The organism is Flavobacterium sp. JAS (assembly GCF_020991455.1).
Classification (GTDB): Bacteria; Bacteroidota; Bacteroidia; order Flavobacteriales; family Flavobacteriaceae; genus Flavobacterium.
The window spans coordinates 272,353-296,229 of sequence record NZ_JAJMOX010000003.1 but is presented as its reverse complement, the minus strand read 5'-3'; the positions used below and the strand labels follow the sequence as shown (position 1 = coordinate 296,229).

13 protein-coding genes are annotated in these 23,877 nt (G+C 32.3%); 7 read left to right on the top strand and 6 right to left on the bottom strand.

Going from position 1 to position 23,877, the window contains the following annotated elements; all coding sequences use genetic code 11:
• From LPB88_RS05350 to LPB88_RS05320, 7 genes are all read left to right on the top strand, one after another.
• Positions 1-1,371: a SprB repeat-containing protein gene (locus LPB88_RS05350; protein ID WP_230713247.1), complete on the top strand. Its 1,371-nt coding sequence runs from the start codon at positions 1-3 to the stop codon at positions 1,369-1,371.
• The gene (locus tag LPB88_RS05345; protein WP_230713245.1) at positions 1,368-2,543 is read left to right on the top strand and encodes a hypothetical protein; all 1,176 of its coding nucleotides are present in this window, start codon (positions 1,368-1,370) and stop codon (positions 2,541-2,543) included. The genes LPB88_RS05350 and LPB88_RS05345 overlap by 4 nt, the downstream gene beginning before the upstream one ends.
• A 3-nt stretch (positions 2,544-2,546) precedes the next feature.
• Complete coding sequence (locus tag LPB88_RS05340; RefSeq protein ID WP_230713243.1) at positions 2,547-7,418, top strand: T9SS type A sorting domain-containing protein; 4,872 nt, start codon at positions 2,547-2,549, stop codon at positions 7,416-7,418.
• A gap of 75 nt (positions 7,419-7,493) precedes the next feature.
• Positions 7,494-9,947: a hypothetical protein gene (locus LPB88_RS05335; RefSeq protein WP_230713241.1), complete on the top strand. Its 2,454-nt coding sequence runs from the start codon at positions 7,494-7,496 to the stop codon at positions 9,945-9,947.
• A 54-nt stretch (positions 9,948-10,001) separates the two neighbouring features.
• Positions 10,002-15,965, top strand: a complete 5,964-nt coding sequence (locus tag LPB88_RS05330; RefSeq protein ID WP_230713239.1) for a fibronectin type III domain-containing protein — start codon at positions 10,002-10,004, stop codon at positions 15,963-15,965.
• On the top strand, positions 15,965-16,462 hold the full coding sequence (locus LPB88_RS05325) for a hypothetical protein (RefSeq protein WP_230713237.1): 498 nt from the start codon (positions 15,965-15,967) through the stop codon (positions 16,460-16,462). Before LPB88_RS05330 ends, LPB88_RS05325 begins: the two co-directional genes overlap by 1 nt.
• A 35-nt stretch (positions 16,463-16,497) precedes the next feature.
• Entirely contained in the window at positions 16,498-16,872 is a 375-nt protein-coding gene (locus LPB88_RS05320) for a hypothetical protein (protein WP_230713235.1), read from the top strand.
• A 127-nt stretch (positions 16,873-16,999) separates the two neighbouring features.
• On the opposite strand, the gene LPB88_RS05315 is transcribed toward LPB88_RS05320, so the two are convergent.
• The 6 genes from LPB88_RS05315 to LPB88_RS05290 form a co-directional block, all read right to left on the bottom strand.
• Entirely contained in the window at positions 17,000-17,755 is a 756-nt protein-coding gene (locus LPB88_RS05315) for a hypothetical protein (RefSeq protein WP_230713233.1), read from the bottom strand.
• Between the two features lie 410 nt (positions 17,756-18,165).
• On the bottom strand, positions 18,166-18,798 hold the full coding sequence (locus LPB88_RS05310; protein ID WP_230713496.1) for a LamG domain-containing protein: 633 nt from the start codon (positions 18,796-18,798) through the stop codon (positions 18,166-18,168).
• 41 nt (positions 18,799-18,839) lie between these two features.
• Positions 18,840-19,082, bottom strand: coding sequence for a hypothetical protein (locus LPB88_RS05305; RefSeq protein WP_230713231.1), 243 nt, complete (start codon positions 19,080-19,082; stop codon positions 18,840-18,842).
• A 396-nt stretch (positions 19,083-19,478) separates the two neighbouring features.
• The gene (locus LPB88_RS05300) at positions 19,479-20,348 is read right to left on the bottom strand and encodes a LamG domain-containing protein (protein ID WP_230713229.1); all 870 of its coding nucleotides are present in this window, start codon (positions 20,346-20,348) and stop codon (positions 19,479-19,481) included.
• 332 nt (positions 20,349-20,680) lie between these two features.
• Entirely contained in the window at positions 20,681-21,721 is a 1,041-nt protein-coding gene (locus LPB88_RS05295) for a PLP-dependent cysteine synthase family protein (protein ID WP_230713227.1), read from the bottom strand.
• 70 nt (positions 21,722-21,791) lie between these two features.
• Positions 21,792-23,852 (bottom strand): S9 family peptidase, encoded by a 2,061-nt coding sequence (locus LPB88_RS05290; RefSeq protein WP_230713225.1) that lies wholly within the window; start codon positions 23,850-23,852, stop codon positions 21,792-21,794.
• Positions 23,853-23,877 lie beyond the last annotated feature (25 nt).

The window sequence follows — 23,877 nt, the reverse complement described above, 5'->3', positions numbered from 1 at the left end:
ATGAGAAAAAACTACATTATATTTTTCCTTTTTTCGTGGATAAGTTTTTACGGACAAACTTATAATTTTAACATAACTAGTGGTATTCAATGTAACATATGCCAGGAAGAAGGAGCTCCTCCCGGCGGCCCCACATATAATTCATTTACAGCTGCTAATTATTATTATTTAATTAAATACAACAATACAACTATTGCTACCGAGAACACTAACTATGTATCTTATACGAATTCAGTTCCTCGCTACTCTGTCGCAATACCTAATGGGAGTTTAGTTACCGTAACTATGACCTCTAAAGGTAGTGTGCACTATGACACTACCTCAGGACCTTGTAATACAACTGATCCACCAAAAACAATGAGTTTAAAAGATCTGATTATTAATGGATCAGTAGGTTTTCAAAATTATCCTTGTGGACTTAGTGCCAATATTAATTCTTTTAAACCAAATATAACTATAAAAAATGTAGATCCTTTGGATCCAAATACTGTATGCGCAGGAGCTACAGTGAGTTTAAATGCCTTTTCAACAAATGATAATGGACGGTTTCCTGATGAGGCATATCATTGGCAGTATTCACTTGATAATAATAATTGGACAGATTTCCCCGCAACAATTACAAATAATACTCCCGCTCCAATATTTTCAATGCAACAATTGTTAGGTACTTCACATGCAGATTATTTTGATACGTTAATCTATTTTAGAACAGGTTATACAGTCAGGTCATTTTCTAATGTTTTATCTATTAAATATTCTTCTTGTGCACCTGTAATAAATGCCATCACTTACGTGGGTCCAAAGTGTTCTGGAGATAAAATTCAAAAAGTTGACATTACTTTTGACAGAGCATTAAAAAACGACGAAGGTTTGTATTTAATTGCAATGGTAAACGTTCAAAGTGGTGCAATCCGAAATCAGAGAAGTAATATCGAAATAACAGACTTCATCAGCTCAAATGTTTATTCGTACACCAACCTTGAAAACGACTTAGAACCAGGGCAAACGTACAAAATAGTTTATCAGGCAAAAATTAACAATCCGGCAGATCCTACTAAACCTTTCGTAAGGGGTACTATGGATTCTCCAGTTTCAACGAACTTTACCTATACTCCTCCTACTCCGATAAAGTTTGATATAACGGATAAAAAAAATCCTTCATGTGTTGGCGGAAATGATGGTTTTGTCGAAATAACGGTTACAAGCGGTACAGCACCATATAATTTTTATTTAGATGAACAACCCGTAACTGCAAATTATAATTCTGGCAATGGTAAATATTACATCTATGACTTAAAAGACAAGACTTTTAATGTCAAGGTTACAGACAAATTTAACTGTATCGATAAAACAGCAAACGATAGTCTATGAAAAAACTTTACATATTATTTTTCATTTTATATTTTGGAACTAACATGATTTGGTCTCAAACCGAATATGGCTTGCTTTTTATTTCTGACATCGACGCCAGAGAAGAGCAAGAACAAACTGTTGGGATACATCAAATTCAATTTGATAATGATATGTTAGCTTTTTATCCTAATTCTTATTTTACTCCAATACAAGCTCAGGAAGATTTTTTTTATGTTTCGCCAAACTTAACTACAAGAAAGATTTATTTTAATTTTAATAGTGATCATAGAGGCTGCTTTATTACTGAAAATCCTGTTTTTGATATTGATCTTCAAAATAACAGCAATAATGGTAGCGAGGTATATTTTACGGGATGCTTTGCTACGACAGTTCCTTATCTTATTCATCTTTTTCAGCCAACTAACGCAAAAAATTGTGTCGAGCAACTAATTGATTTGCACCACGGCTGGAACTGGCAATATAGTTACAATGGAATAAACTGGAGTGATTTCCCAAGTGAATATCAAGACCAAAGAAGTATTTCATTTAAAATAAAAGAATTAACCGGTTATGAAGATAAAACAAAAATTTTTTTCCGAACAGGTTATAAAACAAAATTTACAAATACAGTAACTTATGATATTATACCTTGTTCGCCTAATTTAGTAGGGGAACCTTTAAAAGTGAATACTCTTTGCAGTTACAGTAATGATGGTAAGGTAACTTTTACTTTTGACAGAGACATTGCCAACAATGAACGTTTTAGTCTTAATATTTTTGACATTACTATTCCTACTAAGCCAAGACTTGTAGACGAAATTAATATTTATAGCACAGGATTTCCAGATCGAAAATTTACTTATTCTGGCTTAGCAAAAGGAGACTATTTTTTAAGATATCAAACATTTATTGGTGCACAGGAAACAAGTACCGCAGATAGTCCTCCTTTTACGATTTCTAATCCTTCTGTTTTTAGTTTTCGGGCTTTAGAAAGTGCTCCAAACTGTCATGATGACTTCGGAACAATAAATATAATACCATCTGACGGAACACCTCCATACTATTATAAAATAAATACAGATCCTGAAATTGAATTTACAACGGCAATTACAATTCAAAAAAAATCAGGCGATTATTCAATTAAAGTAAGAGATTCTAAAAATTGCATTGATACAACTGCAAATAACTAAAATATGAAAAAAATTATACTTTTATTATTACTGATTACTGTTACAATTAGTTATTCTCAAACAGGTATCAGAAAAGTGACTATTTCAAATCCACCAGCTTTTAGTGCGATCACGGCAAACATCACAAATGTTACCGGATCTGGATTATCTGACGGAACGATTACTTTAAATGCGATTTCCGGAGGAACACCATCATCACCTGGTGCATATAACATTGCATGGACATATTTAACAAATCCAGCTGAAACTGTAAATACCACCCAATTAAAAGCAGGAACATACAGAGTTAGAGTAACTGATTCTAAAGGTTGTTTTGTAGAAAAAGACTTTGTTGTAAATCAGCCAGATCTAATTGAAGTTGCGATTGATGAACCAACTGTAATTTCTTGTTTTGGAGGAAATGGAAGCTTAACAGCAAAAGCGAAAGGTGGTTTTCCGTATGGTGGAACCCCAACTTATACATACAACTGGTTTAAATGCGATAATATAAATGGTGATAATCCCTTAGCTGTTAATAACACAGGAGCGCAATTACTCAATGTAAAAGCAGGGTTTTATATGGTAAATGTGATTGATAACCAAAACATGACCAAAATCACAACAGATATTGAGGAGTTAAAACAAAATCCTAAAATTCAAGTTATTGAAGTCGTTACTCCTGTTAGCTGTCGAGAAGCTGAAACAGGTTCAATCAAACTTACACCATCTGGAGGTGCACCAGGCACAACATATTCAATAGCTTGGAATGACGACTCCACAATAAAATCATTTGAACGTACAGGTTTAACAGCAGGAACTTATAGATATACTATTACTGATAATCTGGTAGTGGGATGTTCTACAGCCACAGTAGCTGTTACAATTAATCAGCCTGCAGTTGATCTTAGCGTGACCTACACCTCTATCCAACCAACACTAACAAACAATAATGGCGAAATCACACTAAATGTAACAGGCGGAATTCTTCCAGGTGGAGTTAATAGTTACACTTACGCATGGTCAAAAGTTGGTGATACTTCATTCCAATCGCAAGATGTAAGCCAAAGAACTGATTTAGGAAATGGCACCTATAATATCACAGTTATTTCATCTTCAGGATGTATCTTGTCACCTTCTATTTCTATAACATTAGAGGCTTTGAACATAAAGAGCTATACACAACAAAATATTAAATGTTTTGGTGCTGAAACAGGTTCATTAACTGTAGAAGTAAGTGGAGGAACAAATAATTTAACAGGTTATCATTACAAATGGTTTAAAAACGACATAGAAATTACCGGAGAAGAAACTAAAGCAATAACAGCACTTGCGGCAGGAACTTATCGTGTAGAAGTAAACGATGATCTTACAACAATTAATAAAACCTACATTATTACAACCGAGCCTTCAGCACCACTCTCAGCAACCCATACTTTTACAGATGTAGTTTGTTTCGGAGAAAATAACGGAGCAATAACGCTAAACATTAAAGGAGGAATGATTCCGTACACTGTTGTTTGGAAAGATGTACTTACCGGAGATACTGTTAGTGACCCGACAAAACTAAAATTGGGAACATATTCTTATGTTATTACTGATGCTAACTTGTGTACATTTCCAAGTCCGCAGAATATTGTAATAAATCAGAAAAGTGCAATAGCAATATCAAATATTACGCAAAAACAACCTACATTATTTACCACAACCGATGGTGAAATCACGATCAATGCAACTGGAGGAACAAATAATTATACTTATATTTTAAAGAAAAATAATGTTATCACTGAATATCCAGCAAGTCCCATAACAGGACTAGGAGAAGGTGTTTATGAAGTATCAGTAAAAGATAGTAATAATTGTACCACAGCTGTTCAGACAATTACTCTAAAAGCTTTAGCCGTTGTGTTTGTAAATAAAGTCGATGTAACTTGTAACAGCGCAAATACCGGAAGTATTGAAGTACTTGCCAGCGGAGGTACACCAATAATTCCTAATCAATATACATATAAATGGTCTTACAAAGAAAAAGCAGTAGATACTTATACTGTATTAACTGGAAAAATAACGAATAAAATCGAAAATTTATATGCCGGATTTTATAAAATACTTGTAACCGATAATGTAAATATTTCAAGAGAACTGGAAATTGCAGAACTGACTGAAAGACCTGCCATAACATATACTTTCACAAAAACAGAAGTGAATTGCTATAATGGAAGCGATGGAACTATTACATTAAATATTCAGGGAGGAACAGGAAATTACCATGTTGTTTGGAATGATGGCATTACCACAAAAGACAGAACAGGAATTCCTATGGGTGATTATTCATTCTCTATAACAGATGATAACGGATGTTCATATTCATCAACTCCAATACCAGTTAAAATTACGCAGCCATTAAAACCATTACTTATAGCATCTTCAAATAAAGTTGAAGCAACTGGTTATGGCTTAAAAAATGGTAGTATTGATATCGTGGTTTCTGACGGAACATTTCCTTACACTTATCAATGGTACCAAGGAGCGGCCAAAACCTTAATGACAGGTAAAACAAATCCTTTATTAAACGGAATTGGCACAGACACTTACACTGTCATTGTTACAGATATAAACGGATGTACAACAGAAGCAACTTATACGATCCTTCAGCCGAATAAACTTTTAATCACCGCAATAAATGAAACCGAATCAATAAAATGTTTTGGATACAAAGAAGCCGTTTTAAAAGCAACAATTACCGGTGGAGCACCAATTGGAGTTTTGGATGCTACTAAAAATTATATTTACAGATGGTACAATGAACTTGATCCTTTGGTAACAGTTTCAACAAATAATCCAACTGAAGTATTACTTGCAGGAAACTATTTCTTAGAAGTTTCTGACGGTTTTGGAAATAGTTTTACTTCAAATAAAGTAACGATAAACGAACCTACTCCAGTAAAAATAAGTTTTACCCAAACAGATGTTTCATGTAAAAATGGTCATGACGGAAAAATTGAAATTACTACAACTGGAGGTACCGGATTGCATACCATTTCGTGGAGTGTGCCTTCTGGAGCAAATCCTAATGTGATCGATAATTTATACGCAGGAAATTATTCTGTAACCGTAAGAGATGAGAATAACTGTTTTGATACTCAGAATTTTATTATAACAGAGCCTGAAATTTTAGCCATTAAAAGTGTCGTAAAAACGCCGCCATCAGCTTTAGGTGTAGATGATGCAAGTATTGCTGTAACGGTTCAGGGTGGAACTCCAAATTATAATTTTAATTGGCTTGACCAAAACAAAAATGTAATCTTTACTGATAACAATCAAAACTCAAATACGAGTATTTATAATATTTATGCCGGTCAGTATTTTATTTCTATTACCGATGCAAAAGGCTGTACAATTATAGAAAGAGATTTAGATAAAGTTGATCCGTTGTTTATTGATTTGGTTCAGATCAATACGGTACAATGCTTTGATGATGCTACAGCGAGTATAAAAGCGCTTACTTCTGGCGGACTTCCAGGCTATTATTATAAATGGTATAATGTAAATAATCCTGCAATTGTTGTGGGAACAACCGAAACATTAACAAATGCAAAAGCAGGAACCTATTATGTTGTTGCAACAGATTCTTTTGATAAATCTATTCAAAGTAAAAATATTACAATCACAGAACCAACTGCTTTAACCAATACGCTTTCTTCAGAATATGTTCGTTGTGGGAATTTAAATGACTGGACAATAACTTCGGCAGTTTTAGGAGGTACTTTGCCTTATACTTATTTATGGAATACGGGAGCAAAAACGCCAAATTTAATAGACGTTATTCCTGGAAATTATTCTTTAATTGTAACAGATAAAAACAGCTGTACCATAACCAAAAACATAACTGTTACAGCTCCTGCTCATTTAGATGCTGCCGAAAAAATAAAAATACCAACTTGTTATGAAGGTTCTGATGCAACTATTGTAGTTACGCCAATTGCTGGTACTGCACCTTATAAATATTTATGGAATACCGGCGAGACAACAAACATCTTAAATAATGCAGCAGCAGGAGAATATTCGGTTGAAATTACAGATGCCAGAGGTTGTATCATTTTAAGAAATTACACAATTATAAATCCTCCAAAAGATATTATTAATTTAGGTGAAGACGTAACCTTGTGTTTTGATCAGACTTTAACAGTCAATGCGGCTATTGACGATGATAAAGCTACTTATTCCTGGACATCTGACAAAGGATTTACAAGCAATAAAGCACTAATTACGGTTTCTGAACCTGCAAATTATACAGTTGTAGTTACAAATAAATTAGGCTGTAAGGCAACAGACACTATTAAAATATCGAGTCAGCAAACTGCGATTAGTGCCGAATTTGCGGTTTCAAGTCAGGTATTCAAAAACGAAAAAATCATAATTGTTGATATTAGTAATCCTGCCCCTGACACTGTAGAATGGGTAATTCCAGCTGATGCAACTATCGTTTCTAAAGATAAAGATTATGCCGAAATTAGTTTTAGTAAAGCCGGAGAATATGATATTACTCTAAACACTACTAAAGGAAATTGTACGGCTTCTCAAACAAAAACTGTTTTAGTTACTGAAGGTGAATACCAGGAAAACAATCCGGAAGAAACAACGAAAAATTTCGATTTAAAGATTTATCCAAATCCGTCATCAGGAAATTTCACGGTAGATGTAACACTCGATAAAGTTATGCCTGCAAACGTAAAAGTATATAGTTTGAATAACAATCTTCTTATAGATTCTAAAACTGATAATGGTAAATCAAATTATCTGTTCAACTTTAGTTTAAACGGACTCCCATCAGGAATATATTTTGTTCTTTTTGAGTCACAACAAGGAAGTAAATTGAGAAAAATCATTATTCAATAATACTTAATTATAAAATATCAATTCAAACAATAATGAAAATCCGAAAACAAAACTGATTTTCATAGAAGATAAATAATGATTTTAAATAAACTAAAATTTAGTATAATACTGTTTCTCATTAGTACATTAAGTTTTTCGCAAAACTTTAATGTACAGGAATTAGGAAAAGCAAAATTGATAAATGTATCCGGAGGAGTTTCTGCCAACAGCGTATTCTACTCCGGAAATGCAGCCAGAGATCCTTTCAGCTATTTTTTAAATGGAAACGTTAATTTCAACGTGGCCGGACTGTACAATATTCCTTTTTCATTCTCCTATACCAATCAAAAATTTGGATACGGAAAGCCTGTTTTAATGAATCGCTTAAGTATTCATCCATCTTATAAATGGGCAACTGCGCATATTGGAGACGTGAGCATGACTTTTTCGCCTTATACTTTGGCCGGACATCAATTTACCGGTTTTGGTGTGGATTTAACGCCACAGGGAAAATTCAAAATAAGTGCCATGTACGGGAGATTATTAAAAAGCAGCGAATACAACAATGCTTATCCGGATATTCTTCCAACTTATAAAAGATTTGGTTACGGATTTAAAACAAACTATGCATTAGAAAAAATCACTCTTGGATTAACTTTCTTTAAAGCAAAAGACGTCATTAATTCTATATCAAATCCTGTACCTTTTGAATTGGGAGTTTCTCCAAAAGAAAATGCTGCAATAAGTTTGGAAACATCTTTCAAACTGTTTGATAAATTACTGGTTTCTACTGAAATTGCAAACAGCAGTATTACCGAAGATACCAGAACAGCAGACGGAACTAAAGCAAAAGGAGTTGCTGCATTGTTCTTGAGTCCAAACAATACAACGGCAAGTTACAATGCTTTTAAAGGTCAGTTGGTTTACCCGGCCGGAAAAGGTACTCTTGGTTTAGGATATGAAAGAATCGACCCAAATTACAGAACATTAGGAGGTTATTATTTTAATAATGATTTAGAGAATATTACGGTAAATGCAACAGAAACTTTATATAAAGACAAAGTTTCTGTTTCGGTAAATCTTGGACTTCAAAAAGACAATTTAGACAAGCAGAAAGAAAGTCAGATGAAACGTTTAGTATCTGCTTTAACAATTGATTATCGTGCTAATGACAAATTAAATTTCAATGTAAATTATTCCAATTTCCAATCTTATACAAATAGTCGTAATCAATTTGATTATATCAATCAGGTTTCTAATTACGATTATCTCGATACTTTAAACTTTAGACAGGTCAATCAAAATGTGACTCTTGCAGTAAATTATTTATTGAGGAACGAGAAAACAATAAAAAAATCGATCAATGCTAATTTTTCAATGCAGGATGCCGTAAATCAACAGCAAGGAAGAACAATTGAAGGCGGTGCAACTACTTATTATAATTCAGGGCTTTCCTACAGCATTGGTTATCCTATGAAAGATTTAAACTTGATTGCATCGATAAACAATACTTACGGAAAAACAGATTCTGGTAAAAACCTTATTATTGGGCCAACAATTGGTGCAACAAAATTATTTTTTGATAAAAAATTCACTACTTCTGCCTCAACGAGTTATAATACAAGTTATAACGATGGTGTAAAGCAAAATGATATTTTTAATTTCAGAGTAAACGCATCTTACATCTATCAGCAGAAACATAATTTTAGTGCCGGAATTATATCATTATTCAGCAATTCTCAAACTCGAAAAAATAATGATCTAACAGCAACACTTACTTATACCTACTCTTTTGATAAAATAAAACTGCGCCCGAAAAGAGAACCAAAAACGGAAGATGAAACAGTTCAAAAATTAGAACCAATTCTAAAAATAAACCTCAACGGAAAAACTTTCGAAGGGACACGTGATGAAATCAGCGCGCAATTAAAAGAAATGCAGCTTGCTTTACAGCCATTACCAGCAGAAGAAACCATCAAATTAGAAGAATTATTAAATGCCACAACTCTTGCCAAAGAAGAGAAAGAGTTTAAGGAAAAGGCTTTGGACTATCTGGAAGCTTATTTTACTGAAGCTGAAACTTTAGAAAAATACAATGATTATTTCGCAGAATCGGTACAGAAACTTGAAAAAGACATGATCCATAAAGACGAGAGTCTTGAAAACGATTATTCAGTTGCAATTGGAAGAGTAAACAATCACGCTTTGCATAATGTAAACAATCCTGATACCAATACATCAAGTTACAAATCGTACATGAAATTGGCTGAAAGAGCCGAAAACAGTCGTAAGCAATTGGTAAATCACAGATGGATGTTAAAGGAAATTGGAGCTTTAGCAAAAGTACCAGCAGCCCAAATACAGCAAAATCAGTATGCAGCCGATTTTACTAAGCAAGAAATTGGCGAAGCTTTTCAACTAATCAATAGTAAAAAAGCATCAACAGAAATTGCCGATGCAATAGAACTAAAAATGATTCCATTCTATCATGAACTTGCTGTAAAAAACGCTGCAAATGATGAAATCGAATTAAAGTATATTCAAAAATAAAGACGTAAAAATAAGATACCAGCTCAAATAATGGATAAATCTCAATTACCCAAAATGATAAAAAAACTACACTTGTACCTGTTATTGTTATGTTCGCTTGCAGGAGGATTAGGAGGTTATGCACAAACCTTTCCGATAAGGATAACAACACAGCTAACACAGCCCTCACCTATTTATTTAAGTAATTATGCAGATGCTAATACTATAAACAGTCCAATAAAAATACAATTGGTGCTGAACGATTTGACTATTTCGAATCGTCAGGTGAGATTGAAAATATATTTTCAGGGCAACGGAATCGCGTTTAACACAAACGACTTTGTCGCAGGTGCAAAACCTTTATACCTTGAAGGAGGATTTCCGTTACAGTTAACAAATGTCGATTTAGCGCCTTATTTTGAGTATCAAAATTTATTAGGTCTTACGCCAAACCAATATGCACAGCCTTTACCGGAAGGTCTTTATAATATTTATGTTGAGGTTTACGACTTTGCAACTGGCAAAAAACTATCTAATAAAACGGGTTCTTCAACGATTATTTTCCAGAATGAACCGCCATTTTTAAATCTGCCTTTGAATAATACTTCAATTATGCAGCAAAACATTCAGAATATTATTTTTGGATGGACACCAAGAAGTATAAATGTCAGCAATGTTGAGTATGAATTTTCATTAGTCGAAATCTGGGATAAATATACGCCTGTACAAAATGCATTTGCCTATTCACCGCCTTTATATACAACTACTACCAGAACAACTTCTCTTCAATATGGCATAAACGAACCACAGCTTATTCCAGGTAAAAAATATGCATGGCGAGTAAAAGCAAAAGCACTACTTGGCGCCGAAGAAATTGGAGTTTTTAAAAATAATGGTTACAGCGAAATTTACTCTTTTACCTACGAAGTATTTTGTACAGCGCCATTAGCAATTAATACAGAAGGAATAAGCGAAAATCAGGCAAAAATTACCTGGAGCGGCAGTATTGATAACTTCGATTATCAGGTAAAATACAGAGAGAAAAATGCCGGATCAGAATGGTATGATCTTGTAACGCCAAGAGAAAATGTTACAATCAGTAATTTAAAACCAAAAACTACTTACGAATATACCGTTGGAGCATCTTGCGATGTTGGTAAATACACTCATAGCACTGTAAAAGAATTTACAACTCTTGTGAGAGACGAAATTGCTTTTCAGGGTTGTGGTATAAAACCAGATCCGGCTGATTTAGCCAATAAAAAACCATTACCGGAACTTTTCCCGAATGACGTTATTGCTGCAGGAGATTTTCCTATTGTGGTTATACATTCAACCGGAAGTAACGGAACTTTTTCAGGAGATGGTTATGTAACACTTCCTTTTCTTGAAAAATTCAGAAAACTAATCGATGCTGCCGATGCCTTAGGAGGAGATAAAATCAATATTGGACAATTCTCACGTATTAGAATTACGTTTAACAACATTGGTCTAAATACCGATTTCAAATTGATTTCTGGGGAGATTATTGCTTCTTATGACCCGAATTGGAGTGGTATCGGAGATCTTGATGGTGTTGTAAATGACGTATTTGGAGATGCCGGTAATGTGGTTAATCAACAAGTTGATTTTCCTGTAAAATCAGTTATTAAAAATGAGGATGGCACTATAACAATCGTAGGTCCTGATAATGTCAAAACTACACTTCCGAAAACAGTAAATGACATTGTAATAACAGATAAAGATGGAAAACAGTTTGCTGTTCCGGCGAATGCTCCTGCAGGGGATATTAAACAGACTGGACAACTGGCTCCAGGTGGAATACCAACCCCTAAGAACACTAATGGAATGGGATCCAGCGGTGATGTTGCCCAGATTTCATCTGAAGATGTTACTGTAGTCTTTTCTAAAGGAAACGGATTATATGCTTTTGATACTGCTCCAACAAAAGAAAATGGACAATTAAACAAAACCTACACAACTATTCCTCAAAAAAGCGGAGGTACATACAATGTCAATTACAAGGCAATCTCTGACAGTCCTAATAAAATAGATGTTATAACTGCAACTGCGGTATTCAAAAACGGAAAAACGAAAAAAGATCTTGTTTTTAAAACTCAAAATGGTACTGCTATAGACAGTACACAAATTGTCTGGAAAGACAATGTTGCAACATTGACGTTGAAAAAGACTTTAGATTTTGCAAAAGAAACTCTTATAGCCACTGTAAGACCAGCAGCACCAAAAGATCCGAAAGAAGCAGCTGGAAAATATGATATTGCCGGGGCTATAGATTTATGGCATTTGACAAACAAAAAGGTAAATGTCACTTTAGTAAGCGTGAATAATGCTACTTTACCAGTAAATGCTCAAAAAGAATTAAACGCAATTTACGAACCTGCAGGAATTTCTTTTGAAGTAAATACAAAAAATATAAGTTTAGAAAATACTTGGGGACCAAGTATAGAAACCAGTGAAAGTGATTTACTTAACACCTACACTGGAAAACAGCAAAAAATAACGGAAAACTTAAAACAGCAGTTAGGTTCAAATTACAAAAAAGACACCTATTACATTATTTATACAGGCTCTCCATCTGATAAATCAAACATTCTAGGCTTCATGCCTTTAAAACGTCAATATGGCTTTATTTTCAATAGTACTAATACTGTTAGAACATTAGCACACGAATTAGGTCATGGTGTTTTTGGTTTGAAGCATCCTTTTACAGAATACAATACCACTACCACAACTGATCTATTAATGGATTATGGAACCGGTGTTCAATTAAGTCACAACGACTGGCAAGTTCTTCATGCTCCTGGATTACAGTTGTATCCCTTTATTCAAGGGGATAGTGATGGAGAATATAAAGCATGGTCAAAACTTATAGGTACCATCGTACAAAATATACCAGGCTATGAAAATCAAATAAAATCTTTTGTAAGTCTTACAGGAGAAACTATAAGCTTACCTAAAGATGCTCGAGATTTTGGCTTTATAAATGGCTATTTAGTTGGCTTTACTATTGGTGAAGAAAGATGGTCCGGATTTGTCACTAAACCTGATGACAAAATCTTCAAAGGATATTATAAAGATGCAATAGAAAGTGCAAATGGTTATGACTTTACGGGTAAAGTACCGTACTCAATGAAAAGCGAAAGTAATCAAGTTTTCTTTACGCAAAATGGTAACTCTGATTGTTCTTCATACACAGTTTATTCTGGAATATTAAAAAATAGTGCAATTATAGATGGAGGTATTGATAAAGAAAATATTTATGCTTCAAAAAATATAAATCAACTAGCAGGACTAACTGAAATAAAATTAGAAGCTACAATTAATGACAAAATAAATTGTCTAAAAGGAAGAGCCCAAGAATTTTACAAATTTGTATTAGAACACTATCAATCAAATAATATAACAATTACCGAAACAGAAAAAGATGAATTGGCAGATTATATTTTAGCATACAAAAATGTGTTTATAGATAAACTGGATGGAGATGCAAATTCTATTGAATTAAAGCAGGTTATTAATTTCAGAGAAATGTTAAAATATGGTCATAAAGATTTAATAGCAAAGCTTAAAGGTGTTTCCGGATCAAATCTTAATGATGTTACTTTGGTAATAAATTTAGAAGATTATAAAAGAATTAAGGATGAATATCTTTTATATAAATATATTACTGAGGAATTTGATACTGATTGTACAATTGCTGAAAATTTAAGGCAAAAAATTCAAAAAGATGGCAATGAAATAAAACTTGATTTTGAACTTCTAGAAGCTTTAGGTAAAGATACTTATGAATTAATTAGTGGTAATGAAGCTATTGAATTATTAAGTTGTTTGTTAAAAAATCTAAAAATACCTGAAAGCTATTATAATCCAAACCGAATTGATAATGTTCAAAATAAAGTTTTTGATTATTTATTTGAAAGAGCAGGAGTTAAGCCAGAAAGTTTAGCAGCATTAATTCCTAAAGATTTCTATAATTATCCTAATGCATGTGGTTGCGGAATATGGAATTCTATAGTAGATCTAGCATTAGGAATTACCACTTTAGCTGATGGTTTGACATCCAATCCTGCAGACATTAATAAATTTTTAAGTGAAACATACAATGGTTTATCAAAGGAAAATGCTTTTTCTTCTATAGGAAAAGATTTATGGACAACTTTAAAAGAACACCATGGTTACGTGGATGGATACGGGCTTGATGGATACCAAACAACATACGCAACATGTTACGATGTAGTTTTTGTATTATCTTTTTATATTGGAGTTGGAGAAATAAAGGCACTTTCAACAGCTGGAGAACTTTCAGATGTAGCAAAAATTATTGCAAATGTTATTAAATCAGCACCATCAAGAACAGTAGCAACAATAACAGCACTTAAAAATGTTATTCCTGCTATGGCTAAATTTGGTAATAATATTACCCGAAAGATTGTTTTAGGAATTATAGAAAGAGTTCCTGAAGATGTTTTAAAAGTTCTGCCTGATGGAGCCAAAATAAGAATTATAAATGCACATTTAAACAAAAATATTTTAGAATTTTCAAAAGAGGGCTTAAAAATAATAGCTCCAATTGGATCTGGATCAAATCAAGTAAATCATATTCTTTATGAGTCAAACGAAGTAATTACTGATATGATTTCAGGAAAAACCGGAATCCTAAAAATAGGAAAAGATGACGCAGGAAATATAGTTGCCTGGATATTCTCTTCAAATACAGAAACCGGAATTTTAACTCGAATCGAAAATTTAGGATATAAAAACCTAGCCGATGAAATAACTAAACTAACACCAGACTTAAAATCTAAATTTTTAAGTGATTTTGAAGTTGCAACGTCAACCGTATTTAAGTCATTGAATGATGATATTGAATTATTTGAAGTTTGGAAAAAATGGAATAATAAAGGTATAAAATCAATTGACGACTTAGGTGCTTTTAAAAAGGTGTGGAAATTAAAAGTAAGAAACGTTACATTTGAAGAATTCTATATTAAAACAGCTTCACAAATAAAGAATGCAAATGGAAATAAATTTGCTCCTGAAATTTATGAGGCATGGACAAAAGGTAAAGGGCATGAAAATGATTTAAAAACCGTATATAGAAAATTTGGCCTAGATCCTGCTAAAGAATATCCACCATGTGAAGGAGTATGGGGAGTTGATAAAAGAAAAGCTCCTTCAATTGATGAAATTTTTGACAGGTTTCAAACAAGAGAAGGTTTAGGTGGTGGTTATGCTGGCGTCGTTCCTCCTAATTCAAGCTATACTATTTCTTCACGTGCTTTAATGGAAAATTATTCCGTATTAGTTGAAGAAGGTAAAGAGTATTTTTATTATAAATATAGAATGAAATCTATACCTTCGGATTTGATATTTGAATATGGAGAAGCAATTCCTTGGTTTGATGAATTAGGTGGTGCAATACAGGTAAAAACATCCAATTCATTTCAAAATCTTTCCAAAGAAATAGAAATCTTGGAAACATGGAAAATGAAAGATGGTGCTTGGGAACAAATTACTGGAACATTAGGCTCTCTTGTCAAAAATGGTAATAAAATTGAGTATACAAATCCCGCAGGAAAATTACTCAAATGGTCTGAACAAGGAGTCAAAGATATTGATCAAGCAATTGAAGCAACAAAAAAATTGGATATTTTAGATCCAAATAATATTGGCCGTATCACAGAGGGGAAAGTTGGTGAATTTGTAAAGACCAAAAAAACTTTAACTGGATTTGGTCAAAAAATAAATCCTAATATAACAGATTTTGATGTTGCGACATTAGATGAAATAATAGAAGTAAAAGCTACTTTTAATTCAGTTAAGGAAGATCAATTTACAAAGTTATTAGATAAATCAGCAGACAACTTTTGTAATCCTAACCAGAAAAAAATAATTCTTTATGTTGATAAATCGTTAAAAGAGGCTACAGATGCTCAAGTTAGAATGATTGATAGAATTAAATCGCAAGGAGTTATCTTTGTCAACTCTTTAGAAGAACTTGAAAAAATTTTAAAATAATGGGAACATATGCACATATTATTAAAAATTGGGAAAAACATAATCCTGAAAAAGTTTTTATGGATGCCGCAAATATTTGTTACAATATAAATGCTATGTTTTATTTTCATAATTACAAAACATTTTACAGTGATGGAAAACTAAAACATACATATGTAGGCATAATAGATGATAAGGTTTCAGTATCAGAGAATAATAACAATCAATTTATATTCAATATACAAGGAGTTAATAAAGAAGATATTGATATTGGACTAGATAAAGATTTAGATTATTTAATTCCTAATAAGAAATTATGTAGTCTCGCCTACATTGAAAAAGTAAGAGATGAAAATACAGAATTAATTTTTCGTTTTGCATATGAATATTTAAAATTAAATCCTGATGAATATTTTTGGTTTGAATGGGATTATGCTTTTAGTTGGGACGATATGGTAAAATTAAGAAAACGCCCATTCAATAAAAATTGGTGTTTTATAAATCCAAATAACCTTTAATTCTATATTTGAATTAAAGAAAATATACATAAAACATGATATACATTTTTTTCGATGGTTTAAAATCACATCAAGTAATCAACCAATATGATGATTGGTTAAGTTCTACAGACTATTCTATTTGGAGTAATTCATATATAGAAGTTCAAAATAAAAGAATTTATATTATAAAAGAAAATGTAAAAGTATTATCCACTTTTAGATATTTTGATAAAATAGAACTTGAGTTATTAGCAAAAAAATATAATGTCAAAGTAAAAGAGGAAGAAGGTATTTATTATGCTTATACTGATGATCATAGTTCAAGACAATTTGAAATTTCTGAAAATAACGAATTAGTTGTCATCTATTGTATAGAAGGCGGAAATATGCCCGAAAGTATTTTTATTTATGGCGTTTTTGAAAAATAGATTGTCCATTTTATGTCAACTTATTTTAGAACCAGACAATGTAAAACCAAAAGCCTTCTGAAATTCAGAAGGCTTTTTTACTATTACAATACCTGATATTACTCTTACAAAATATTCTTTGTCACGATCAAATCTCCCTACTCCCCTTTTTATCAACATAATTAACTCCCAATCCACCTAACCTATAAATTTTACTCATCTTTTCGCTGTCTATAATTATATCTTGATGAAGAACATTCCCTTTCAATGATTGTATATTAAAAGGTATCATTTTAGAATGATAATAATCGTTGCTGTTAACAGTAATCATTAACGTTTTACTATTTTTTAAAACATTTAACGGAATAGAAAACTCTCCCGTTTTGGGATTCATCATAAACGGAGTTGGTGAATTATTAATGGTAAGAGTCAGGTTTGGATATGTTCTGTCAGCCAAAGGTTTATGGGTTCTGGCATCTAATAATTTCCCTTTAATTATTATCGAAATTTCCTCTTCTATAGTTTGACTAAAAGCAACTTTACCAAGAATATGTGTAGTTGGCTTTTGGATGCTTATTTCAGTTTCAACTGACACTTTTTCTTGTGCAACAACACTTGACGTTAGTAGAACTGAAGCTGCAATTGCCGCATATTTAAGATTATTCATCTTAGAAACTTCATTGTACTCAAATTCATTTTCTAATTGCGTTGTTTTAAGTCTTGCGCAAATATTTTCATTTTTATTTTCTACAATAAATCTTGCGATTTCAGAATCTGTCTTTCTACTTAAATCAATTACATTTTTAGCGCAAGAATTACAAAATGAACCGTTTGAATTAGGAACCATTTTATCAAAATTTTCAGAACAAGAACTTGCTATTTCTAAAGTGAATTTCTTTTTCATTCTCTATTTTTTTAAGTTAAAACCATGCTGAGATGGCTATTACTTATATAGAGAACGTTTTAAACAAAAAGGTTGGGAAGAGAACAAAACTATTCTTTTATCTAAGATTATTCTTATTTTAATTATTTTTTAAGATCAATAAATCAAATTAACTATTATATTTGCCGATCTCAAATCTAAATTAATTTTAAATAAACATTATGCAAACATCTAAATACACAAAATTCGCCGTAATTATTCTGGTGATTTTATTTGTTGTTCTTAGCGTTATTAGCTAGAAATAAGAAACTAATAGATACAAAAAAACCTTCTGAAAGGATCTTTAGAAGGTTTTTTCTACTATTCCAAAAAATTTAACTCTACTAAACAACATAAAAAACTAACTAACTATTTAAAAATTATTCTTCATCTTATTTTAAAGTGATTTTTTTAGATGGAGAATTTGTTATTTTCAACAAATAGGTTCCTTCCGGTAAATCATTTATACTCATTGAATTATTGCCTATTATTCTTTGACCTTGCGAGAAAACCTCAACCTTTTTAGACATTCCAACCATATCGCTTGTCGCAACAATATTAATATCTGACTGCGCTACTTTTGCAGCTGTTTTTCCTTTAGTGGCTGTAGAGACAGGTTTCACTACAACTACTGGCTCGGCAGCAACAATTAAAGCTTTAGAGCTGTCATAAAGTGCTGTAACCTGATTGTCTGTAAGCCCAATATCATATATTTTTAAATCGTCTATATCAGCATTAATCCCTACAGTTGTATTAATTTCTCCTAATCTGAAGATATTACCTTTGGTAGAACGACTGATTCCGCTTAGAGATTTTAGCAATTTTCCATCTCTATATATTTTCGAAACTTTACCATCATAAGTAATTGTATAGTTGTACCAAACATCTTTTGCAAGCGGAGTCGAAACAATTACATCGTTTGTAGCACCCCAACCCGCCAAACTTAAGTCTGAGTTAGTCGATGCAGTACCTTGCTGCAATAAACCACAATATTGGGCATTATAAGCGGTTCCGTATCCCCAAATATAGTTTGCCGATGAAATATCATTTAATTTAACCCAGATACTTACTGTTCTTGCGCTATTTCCTGAGGAAGATTATCAATAACAGCTTCCAGGGCTTTATTGTTTAACCGCTGTGCTCCTTTTACAACTCCGGATCTATCAGTTACGAAATTATCAGCCCCCATAAAAGAAGTTGTATTATTGGTATTGTTTAAAGTACCATTAAAATTAAACTCCTGAATAGGATTTTGTGCATTGACATTCAAATAACTTACAAACATTAATGTGAGCAGTATTTTTTTCATAATAGTAAATTTAGGGTGTTAAAAAACATTGTGTTATTCTAACACTACTAAACTATATTATTATGTTTTTCAGCAAAAATTTGTTCGACAACTAACCTAAATAATCGTTAAATAACCAAAATTGATGATTTCAAACACTTTATTGCATTTACCTATACCTTTAACAATATTATTAAAATACCAAAATTATTCTAATAAAAACCAATTATTCTTACGTATAAATACGGTATTTATAATTAAATTAAAAATATTAGCATTTCCAGATAAACGAAAATATTCTGATATTAAATGCATAATGATTCTGTAGAAATTCAAGAAAAAAAACTCCATTCGTTTTGCGAATGGAGTTATTCCAGAAAGTAATGTATATTAGCAATTATTTATAATTGACTATTCTTAATTTTGACCGTTTGTTATTTTCAGTAAATATGTTCCTTCCGGCAAGTCATTAATATTTGTTGCATTGCTGCCAAGTATTTTTTTTCCTTGCGAGAAAATTTCAACTTTTTTTGCAATAATATTGCCTTTAGCTGTATTTTTAAAATCAGTTTTTGCATCTGTTGTACCTTTTTTAGCCATTGTCGTCTTTTCATCAACAGCTGCTATAGGCTTTGAACTGGTGTAAGATTCCATAACCTGCTCGTCTGTCATCGCAACATTATATATCTTAATATCGTCTATATCAGCATTAAGTCCAACAGAAGTATTCATTTGCCCCAGTCTAAAAATATATCCTTTTGTGGAACGTGTAATCCCTCCTCCTGATGATTTTAATAATTCACCATTACGATATATTTTAGATGTAGTACCGTCATAAGTAACACTATATTGATACCAAATACCTTTTGCAAGCGGAGCTGTAACTACAACATCATTTGGAGCGCCCCAACCTGCCAAACATAAATCAGCATTAGTTCCTGCTATGTTTTTCTGTAACAAACCAAAATATTGTGCGTTTACCGGACTTCCATATCCAAAAATATAATTAGCTGCAGCAATTGCATTAAATTTTACCCAAATAGATATTGATCTCGGTTTATTGTCTTGCGGAAGATCACCTACAACAGTCTGTAAAGCTTTATTAGTAAGACGTATAGCACCATTAGCAACTCCCATTCTGTCATTTACAAAAGTAGAAGATCCCAAAAATGAAATTGTTTTATCGTTATTACTTAAACTTCCATTGAAATTGAATTCCTGAACGGGATTTTGAGCATTCGCATTAAAAAAACTTACAAACATTAATGTGAGTAATAATTTATTCATATTGACAGATTTTAGAGGCGTTTAAAACGAGATTCATTAACAATACTAAAAATTTTAGAAGGAAAAAGATTTATTCAGTACAATATAAATAATCAAAACTGATGTTTTTATTTTTTCAATTAAATTCTCTTATACTTTCTATAATTTTGTTAAAACTATAAATTTTATTCAACTTAACAAATGATATTCAAGTATAAATGTAGTATTCTCATAAAAATAAAAATTTGTAGCAATTAAAGACAATTTACATCACAAATTTGTAAAAACATTTTTACAAAAAAAAACTCCATTTGTCAAAACAAATGGAGTTCTATATTTTTAAAAGTATTTTATTACTTTACGAATTCAATTTTTTGAACTTCTTCTTCATTGATGCTATCAAAGAATCCTTGTTCATTCATCCAATCATCGCTGAATACTTTACTCATATAACGAGATCCGTGATCCGGGAAAATTGCTATAATATTACTGTCTTTTGTAAATTCTCCCTCTTCTGCATATTGTTTGATCGCTTGCATTACTGCTCCTGATGTATATCCTACAAATAAACCTTCTTTTCGAGTAATCTCTCTGGCAGAGTGAGCACTTTCTTCATCGGTTACTTTCATGAATTTGTCAATAATATCAAAATCTGTAGCCGATGGGATTAAATTTTTTCCTAAACCTTCTATACGGTACGGATAAATTTCTTTGTTATCAAACTCTTTTGTTTCGTGGTATTTCTTTAATACTGATCCAAAAGCATCTACTCCTAAAATTCTAATATTTGGATTTTGCTCTTTCAGGAATTTTGCAGTTCCTGAGATTGTTCCTCCAGTTCCGCTACAAGCAACAAGGTGTGTAATTTGTCCTTTTGTCTGTTCCCAAATTTCCGGACCTGTACTGTTATAATGTGCATCAATATTTAATTGGTTAAAATATTGATTAATATAAACAGAACCTTTTGTTTCCTCGTGTAAACGTTTGGCCACGTTATAGTATGATCTTTCATCATCTGCTGAAACGTGTGCAGGACAAACATATACTTTTGCACCCAAACTTCTCAACATGTCAATTTTATCTTTCGATGATTTTGAACTTACTGCCAAAATACAGTTGTAGCCTTTTATAATGCTTACCATTGCCAAACTAAAACCTGTATTACCAGATGTTGTTTCTATAATGGTATCTCCCGGCGACAGAATTCCTTTCTTCTCGGCTTCTTCAATAATATATAACGCTATTCTATCTTTTGAGGAATGACCCGGATTAAAAGCTTCCACCTTTGCGTAGAAATTTCCTTCTAAGTCTTCGGTAATTTTATTTAGCTTAATAAGTGGGGTGTTACCTATTAACTCTAAAACATTATTATAAGCGTTTATTTCTTCTTTCATAAAAAAATAGTTAATCAAAGGCATTTTAAAATAACCTTGATAGGTTGCAAATTTAACAAAAAATTTCTAATTAGCTTTTAATTTTTTCTAAATCTAATAAAAAACTAAATTCTTTTGCTAAGTCTTTTAAAGCCTCAAAACGTCCCGAAGCTCCACCATGTCCCGCATCCATATTGGTATCTAAAAACAAAAGATTATTATTTGTTTTTACATTTCTCAATTTGGCTACCCATTTAGCTGGCTCCCAATATTGTACCTGCGAATCGTGCAATCCAGTAGATACATACATGTTTGGATAATTTTGCGCTTTTACATTATCGTAAGGTGAGTACGACAACATATAATCGTAATATTTTTTATTGTTTGGGTTCCCCCATTCATCGTATTCTCCAGTTGTCAACGGAATACTGTCGTCTAACATTGTCGTAATAACGTCTACAAAAGGCACCTGAGCAATAACTCCGTTGTATAATTCTGGGGCTTCATTTACGATAACTCCCATTAAAAGTCCTCCTGCTGATCCTCCTTCTGCATACAAATGTTTAGAAGAAGTATATTTTTCGTTAATTACAAATTTAGAGCAATCGACGAAATCTGTAAAGGTATTTTTCTTTTTTAACAGTTTTCCGTCTTCATACCATTGTCTTCCTAAGTCTTCTCCGCCTCTAATATGGGCGATTGCGTAAACAAATCCGCGGTCTAACAACGAAAGTCTTGTTGATGAAAAATAAGTATCCATTGTTATTCCGTATGAACCATACGCGTAAAGCAATAACGGATTTTTACCATCTTTATTTAATCCTTTGCGATAAATCATCGATATTGGCACTTTTACTCCATCTCTGGCAGTTGCCCAAACACGTTCTTCGATATAATTTTCTTTATCAAATTTACCTCCCAAAACCTGTTGTTCTTTAAGAATTTCTTTGGTTTTAGTTGTCATATTAAAATCAATTACAGACGAAGGCGTTGCAAGTGATTGATAGCTGTAACGTAAAACATCAGTATCAAAATCAATATTTGTGGTAGTAAAAGCACTATAGGTTTCGCTGCCAAAAGGAAGATAATAATCAGGTTCATCATTCCAAGGCATAACACGAATATGATTTAACCCGTTTGAACGCTCTTCTACAACTAAATAGTTTTTGAAGATTTCGATATCTTCTAACAAAACATCTTCGCGATGCGGAATAAGATCTACCCAATTTCTCTTTCCTGTTTTATTCTCAGGCGTTTTCATCAACTTAAAGTTAGTCGCCTTATCTTTATTGGTCAGAATGTAAAATGAGTCTTCAAAATGCGAAATACTATATTCTAAACCACGAACACGCGTCTGGAAAACTTCAAATTCTCCATCAGGGTTATCTGAATTCAAAATTCTATATTCAGTCGTTAAGGTGCTTCCTGAACCAATAACAATATATTTTCTAGATTTTTCTTTGCTTATCGAAACATTAAAAGTATCGTCGGTTTCATTAAAAACCAAAACATCCGTTGCAGAATCTGTATTTAATTTGTGTCTGAAAATTTTATCAGCTCTTAAAGTAACTTCGTCTTGTTTGGTATAAAAAACAGTTTTGTTGTCGTTTGCCCAAACAGATCCGCCGGTAGCATTTTCGATTTTATCAGACAGAATTTCTCCTGTTTCTAAATTTTTAAACTGAATGGTATAAATTCTTCTTCCAACAATATCTACTCCAAAACTGGCAAATTTGTTATCCGGACTTATACTTAATCCTCCTAATTTAAAGTAAGCATGTCCTACAGATAATTCATTACAGTTGAACAAAATTTCTTCTTCTGCCGAAAGGCTTCCTTTTTTTCTGGCGAAAATTGGATAATCCTTTCCGGTTTCAAAACGAGTGATATAAAAATACCCATTATAAAAATAAGGTACAGACGAATCGTCTTCTTTAATTCTGCCTTTCATTTCCTCATACAAGTTCTCCTGAAGAGTTTTTGTATGGGTTGTCATGTTTTTGTAGTAGGCATTTTCCTGATTTAAATAATCAATAACCTCAGGATTCTCGCGGTCATTTAGCCAAAAATAATTGTCAATTCGGGCTTCTTTGTGTTTTTTTAATGTTTTTGGAATCTCTTTGGCCTTTGGAGCCATTATATCGTTTTGCATTGATTAAGCATTGGTTTTTAAATTC

What these genes read in the sequence shown, in the direction of transcription:
- LPB88_RS05350 (WP_230713247.1), top strand. Translation starts at nt 1, where the DNA reads ATGAGAAAAAACTACATTATATTTTTCCTTTTTTCGTGGATAAGTTTT.
- LPB88_RS05345 (WP_230713245.1), top strand. Translation starts at nt 1,368, where the DNA reads ATGAAAAAACTTTACATATTATTTTTCATTTTATATTTTGGAACTAAC.
- LPB88_RS05340 (WP_230713243.1), top strand. Translation starts at nt 2,547, where the DNA reads ATGAAAAAAATTATACTTTTATTATTACTGATTACTGTTACAATTAGT.
- LPB88_RS05335 (WP_230713241.1), top strand. Translation starts at nt 7,494, where the DNA reads ATGATTTTAAATAAACTAAAATTTAGTATAATACTGTTTCTCATTAGT.
- LPB88_RS05330 (WP_230713239.1), top strand. Translation starts at nt 10,002, where the DNA reads ATGATAAAAAAACTACACTTGTACCTGTTATTGTTATGTTCGCTTGCA.
- LPB88_RS05325 (WP_230713237.1), top strand. Translation starts at nt 15,965, where the DNA reads ATGGGAACATATGCACATATTATTAAAAATTGGGAAAAACATAATCCT.
- LPB88_RS05320 (WP_230713235.1), top strand. Translation starts at nt 16,498, where the DNA reads ATGATATACATTTTTTTCGATGGTTTAAAATCACATCAAGTAATCAAC.
- LPB88_RS05315 (WP_230713233.1), bottom strand. Translation starts at nt 17,755, where the DNA reads ATGAAAAAGAAATTCACTTTAGAAATAGCAAGTTCTTGTTCTGAAAAT.
- LPB88_RS05305 (WP_230713231.1), bottom strand. Translation starts at nt 19,082, where the DNA reads ATGAAAAAAATACTGCTCACATTAATGTTTGTAAGTTATTTGAATGTC.
- LPB88_RS05300 (WP_230713229.1), bottom strand. Translation starts at nt 20,348, where the DNA reads ATGAATAAATTATTACTCACATTAATGTTTGTAAGTTTTTTTAATGCG.
- LPB88_RS05295 (WP_230713227.1), bottom strand. Translation starts at nt 21,721, where the DNA reads ATGAAAGAAGAAATAAACGCTTATAATAATGTTTTAGAGTTAATAGGT.
- LPB88_RS05290 (WP_230713225.1), bottom strand. Translation starts at nt 23,852, where the DNA reads ATGCAAAACGATATAATGGCTCCAAAGGCCAAAGAGATTCCAAAAACA.